We start from the raw sequence: 5,005 nt of genomic DNA on the forward strand, positions 1-5,005 counted from the left end.
GGCGGAGACAGCGCTGCCGATTGAAATCACGCGCATGACATGGTCGCGCTTCTTCGACGCTTACGAGCCCATGCACGCACTGGTGGCGGAGCGCTCCGGTGAATTGCTTGGCCTGGTGCATTACCTGTTTCATCGCAGCACCATCCAGATCGGCCCGAGCTGCTACCTGCAGGACCTCTTTACTACAGAAGCGGCACGCGGCACCGGCGTGGGCCGCGCGTTGATCGAGGCGGTCTACCAGCGCGCCGAAGCCGCTGGCGCAAAGCGGGTCTACTGGCAAACGCACGAGACCAACACGACGGCGATGAAGCTCTACGACAAGGTCGCGGAGAATTCGGGGTTCGTGGTGTATCGCAAGCCGGTTTAGCGCTTGGATGCATCGGACCTCAGCGGAGATCGATGCATTCTCTGCGTCATGCCATTGCCGATCCGCGCGTGGTGCCCGCGGCCATCATGCGGTCGATGGCGGCGTCGTCATAGCCCACCTCGCGCAGCACCTCGCGGCTGTGTTCCCMCAGCGCGGGCGCATGGCGCCGGCTGGTGGGCGGCGTGCCCGACCACTCGCTGCGTGGTGCGCTTGGCCATCTCGTCGCCGACCATGGCGTAAAGCGCCGTGATGTGGGCGGTGCGCGTGGTGATGCTGGCGAAGCGGKGATCGGTGTCGAACAACCCGGCCTTGCCGATGGCCTTGAGGAAGGCACGCCAGTGATGATCGTGATAGATCAGGCAACACACATGGCCGTCGCGCGTCTGGTAGGGCCGGCGCTCCGGCGACAACAGGCGCGGATAGCCAAAGCCGCCGCGCGGCGGCACGAAGGTCTCGCCGTAAAGGTGGTCGCCCAGCACGTAGGGGACCATGGTTTCGAACATCGGCACGTCCACGCGCTGGCCCTTGCCGGTACGTGCTTGCGCGTACAGCGCGGCGCAGATCACGCCAAAGGCGTAGAGCCCTACCGAGCGGTCGGCAATGGTGATGGGGAGATAGCGCGGGATATCGCCGCTGCCCTTGGCCATCGCCTGGGGCAGGCCGCAGGCCGCCTGGATCAGGTCGTCGAACGCGGCCTGCGGCGCGTAGCGGCCGCGCTGCGAAAAGCCGAACATGCCGACATAGACCAGGCGCGGGTTCAGCGCGGACAGCGTTTCGTAGTCCAGCCCCAGGCGCTGCATGGCTTGCGGCCTGACGTTGTAGAGCAAACCCTCTAACTGCTTGACAATTTATGCCGGCTCGTGAATCAACACCCTTATTTATGGGTCGTGTTATCCACAAATACTGTGGATAACAGACCCCTCGCTTCCCGCCAACCGGCTTGCAGCCGCCAATCGCCTCGCTTTGCTTTGCTTTGCGCTTGCTGCTACTGCAGGAAGTTGCCGTAGCGAGCGCGGATCTCTTCGAGATTGGCGAGCGTGCCGGAAAGATGCCGGCGCAGGCTGGCCTGGGCGGCGTCGGGGTCGCCGCTGGCGATCGCATCGACGATGGCGGTGTGATCCGCCACTACCGCGTTGGCCTTGCCGGCGATCGGCAGGTGCAGGCGGCGCAGGCGGTCCAGGTGGCCGCTCTGGCGGCGCACCAGCATCCACAGGTCCGGCACGCGGGCGGCTTCGTACATCTGGCGGTGGAAGGCCTGGTCGAACAGGGAGAACTCCGCGAAGTCTTGGGCGGCCAGCATGGCCTGCTGCCGCGCCACGCTCAGGCGCAGCCGCTCCACCAGCGCGGGGTCCGGTGCCTCGGCCAGCGTGCGCACGATTTCCACTTCCACGGAGCGCCGCAGGAAATGCGCCTGCTGGGCCAGCGCGATGCTGATGGGGCTGACCACCGTGGCGTGCTGCGGGAAGATATCGACCAGCCCTTCCTCGGCAAGGCGCATCAGGGCATCGCGCACCGGCGTCTGGCTGATGCCGTATTGCGCGGCGAGATCCGTGCGCGACAGCACCGTGCCGGGGGGCAGCGTCATGGAGATGATCATGTCCCGCATATGCTCGAACACCTGCGGCGCGGCATGCCGGGTGCGGTCGAACTGGAATTGAATCTGCGGGGCGGACAAGGTGGCTTCAGTGGCTTCCATCGGGCGGTCTGGTTTCACGGCACGGGCGTGGCTTATCACGCACAAGGACGCTGCATTGCGTCCCATGGCAGCAGTTTAGTGGAAAGTTTTACGGTTTGACACACTAATATATTAGTGCTTTAATCCATCCGACGATATCAGATGTCGTATCTCTGCAGCCCAATTCTGGCACCGGAGGTCCGGCCCAATGACAACATCCGTGGAAGAGACAGCATGACGTCACGAAAGAAGACGCCCGAGACCCTGCGCAGCGCGCGCTGGTTTGCCCCCGACGACCTGCGCTCCTCCGGGCACCGCTCGCGCATCATGCAGATGGGCTACTCGCCCGACGAATGGCTGGACCGCCCGATCATCGCGATCATCAACACGTGGTCCGACATCAATCCCTGCCACTCCCACTTCAAGCAGCGTGTCGACGACGTCAAGCGCGGCATCCTGCAGGCCGGCGGCTTCCCGATCGAGCTCCCCGCCATCTCGCTGTCGGAAAGCGCGGTCAAGCCAACCACCATGCTGTACCGGAACATGCTGGCGATGGAAGCGGAGGAACTGATCCGCTCCCACCCCATCGACGGCGCGGTGCTGATGGGCGGCTGCGACAAGACCACGCCCGGCTTGCTGATGGGCGCGTCGAGCGCAGGCGTGCCGGCCATCTACGTGCCGGCCGGCCCGATGCTGCGCGGCAACTGGAGGGGCAACGTGCTGGGGTCCGGCTCCGACGCCTGGAAGTTCTGGGACGAGCGCCGCGCCGGCAATATCAGCAAGACCGAATGGATCGGCATCGAGGGCGGCATCGCCCGCAGCCACGGCACCTGCATGACGATGGGCACGGCCAGCACCATGACTGCGATTGCCGAGGCCATCGGCATGACGCTGCCGGGCGCCTCGTCCATCCCCGCTGCCGATGCCAACCATATCCGCATGTGCTCCGAGGCCGGACGGCGCATCGTGGACATGGTGTGGGAAGACCTGACCCCGCAACAGATCCAGACGCGTGCGTCGTTTGAAAACGCCATCGCGGTGGCCATGGCGATGGGTTGCTCCACCAACGCCATCATCCACGTGATCGCCATGGCGCGCCGCGCCGGGCATGACATCGGGCTGGAGGATTTCGACAAGACCAGCCGCGTTGTGCCGGTGATCGCCAATATCCGGCCCAGCGGCGACAAATACCTGATGGAGGATTTCTTCTACGCCGGGGGCCTGCCCGCGCTGATGAACCGCATCAGCGACAAGCTGCACCTGGATGCGCTGACCGTCACCGGCCGCACGCTGGGCGAGAACATCGCGGGCGCGGAGGTCTATAACGACGACGTGATCCGCACCAAGGAAAACGCGCTGTACCAGGAGGGCGCGCTGGCCGTGCTCAAGGGCAATATCGCGCCGGACGGCTGCGTGATCAAACCCAGCGCCTGCGAGAAACGGTTCTTCAAGCACACTGGCCCGGCGCTGGTGTTCGACGACTATCCGTCGATGAAGGAAGCGGTGGAGCGCGACGATCTCGACGTCACCGCCGACCACATCCTGATCCTGCGCAACGCCGGACCGCAAGGCGGCCCGGGCATGCCGGAATGGGGCATGCTGCCCATCCCCAAGAAGCTGGTCCAGCAAGGCGTGCGGGACATGCTGCGCATGTCGGACGCGCGCATGAGCGGCACCAGCTACGGCGCCTGCATCCTGCACGTGTCGCCCGAATCGTATATCGGCGGCCCGTTCGCGCTGGTGCGCACCGGCGACATGATCTCGGTCGACATCGACCGCCGCAGCATCCACCTGGAGGTGTCCGACGAAGAGCTGGCGCGCCGCAAGGCCGCGTGGACGCCGCCGCCGCCGCGCTTCGGGCGTGGCTATGGCTGGATGTTCGCCAAGCACATCCGGCAAGCCAACGACGGCTGCGACTTCGACTTCCTGCAAACCGATTTTGGCGCGCCCACGGGCGAACCCAGCATCTACTGACCACCCAGATATCCAGACACTCAGACACCCAGACAGCGGACCCGCCATGACCGATACGACCCACGCCAGCAAGCTCAGCCAGCAGACCATCGACCAGTTCAAGACTGTCAGCACCGCCACGTTGTGCACGGCGCTGTTCAAGCGCGGGCTGCGCAACCAGTTCATCCAGGACGTGCATCCGCTCAATCCCGAGCACGGCAACATGGTTGGCGAGGCCTTCACGCTGCGCTACATCCCGGCGCGCGAAGACCTGAACCCGATCTCGGTGTTCCTGGATCCGAACCATCCGCAACGCCAGGCGGTTGAGCAGTGCCCATCCGGCGCGGTGCTGGTGATCGACAGCCGCAAGGACGCGCGCGCGGCCTCCGCCGGCTCGATCCTGATCACGCGCCTGATGCAGCGCGGCGCGGCCGGTGTCGTCACCGACGGCGGCTTTCGCGATTCGCCGGAGATTGCGCGGCTGGCCATGCCGGCCTATCACCACCGCCCCTCCGCGCCGACCAACCTGACGCTGCACCAGGCCATCGAGATCAACGGCCCCATCGGCTGCGGCGACGTGGCGGTGTTCCCGGGCGACGTGGTGGTGGGCGATGCCGAAGGCGTGATCATCGTGCCGCGCCACCTGGCCGAGGAAATCGCGGCGGARGCGGTGGAGATGACCGCGTTCGAAGACTTCGTCACGGAGGAAGTGATGAAGGGCCGCTCGATCATCGGCCTGTATCCGCCAACCCAGGAGCAAAGCCGGCTGGACTTTGCCGCATGGCGCGAAGCCAGGGGCCGCTGAGCGCTGAGCATCGCCGTCTGCCAGACGGGACAAGCCACAAAGAAGCCACAAAGAAGCCACAGACAAGCACATGAGCCAGCCCGCCCCCGATGCAGGGGGCAAGGCGGCCACGCATGGAGACAAGATGAATCACAACAAGCGAGGCGCGCTGCGCCGCGTTGCCGCCCTCGGCATGCTGGCTGCGGCCGGCGCCCTGTTCATGTTC

The 5,005-nt window shown here is 65.5% G+C and carries 4 protein-coding genes and 1 pseudogene; 3 read left to right on the forward strand and 2 right to left on the reverse strand.

Annotation, left to right across the window (positions count from 1 at the left end):
* Positions 1 to 367 (forward strand): N-acetyltransferase family protein (locus tag AC1DS3_RS36430; protein ID WP_477129115.1); only part of this gene is annotated, 367 nt, incomplete at its 5' end.
* Between the two features lie 46 nt (positions 368 to 413).
* Here the strand turns inward: AC1DS3_RS36430 and AC1DS3_RS36435 are convergent.
* Both AC1DS3_RS36435 and AC1DS3_RS36440 read right to left on the reverse strand, forming a co-directional pair.
* Positions 414 to 1,215, reverse strand: a pseudogene (locus AC1DS3_RS36435) (CoA transferase); the annotation flags it as partial.
* Between the two features lie 137 nt (positions 1,216 to 1,352).
* Positions 1,353 to 2,063 (reverse strand): GntR family transcriptional regulator, encoded by a 711-nt coding sequence (locus AC1DS3_RS36440; protein ID WP_441634664.1) that lies wholly within the window; start codon positions 2,061 to 2,063, stop codon positions 1,353 to 1,355.
* 213 nt (positions 2,064 to 2,276) lie between these two features.
* Between AC1DS3_RS36440 and araD the strand changes: the two genes are divergently transcribed.
* On the forward strand, positions 2,277 to 4,016 hold the full coding sequence (gene araD, locus AC1DS3_RS36445; protein ID WP_441634662.1) for an L-arabinonate dehydratase: 1,740 nt from the start codon (positions 2,277 to 2,279) through the stop codon (positions 4,014 to 4,016).
* A 46-nt stretch (positions 4,017 to 4,062) separates the two neighbouring features.
* Positions 4,063 to 4,800, forward strand: a complete 738-nt coding sequence (locus AC1DS3_RS36450; RefSeq protein WP_441634660.1) for a ribonuclease activity regulator RraA — start codon at positions 4,063 to 4,065, stop codon at positions 4,798 to 4,800.
* Positions 4,801 to 5,005 lie beyond the last annotated feature (205 nt).

This window comes from Cupriavidus sp. 01L46 (assembly GCF_056399905.1).

What these genes read in the sequence shown, in the direction of transcription:
- AC1DS3_RS36440 (WP_441634664.1), bottom strand. Translation starts at nt 2,063, where the DNA reads ATGGAAGCCACTGAAGCCACCTTGTCCGCCCCGCAGATTCAATTCCAG.
- araD (WP_441634662.1), top strand. Translation starts at nt 2,277, where the DNA reads ATGACGTCACGAAAGAAGACGCCCGAGACCCTGCGCAGCGCGCGCTGG.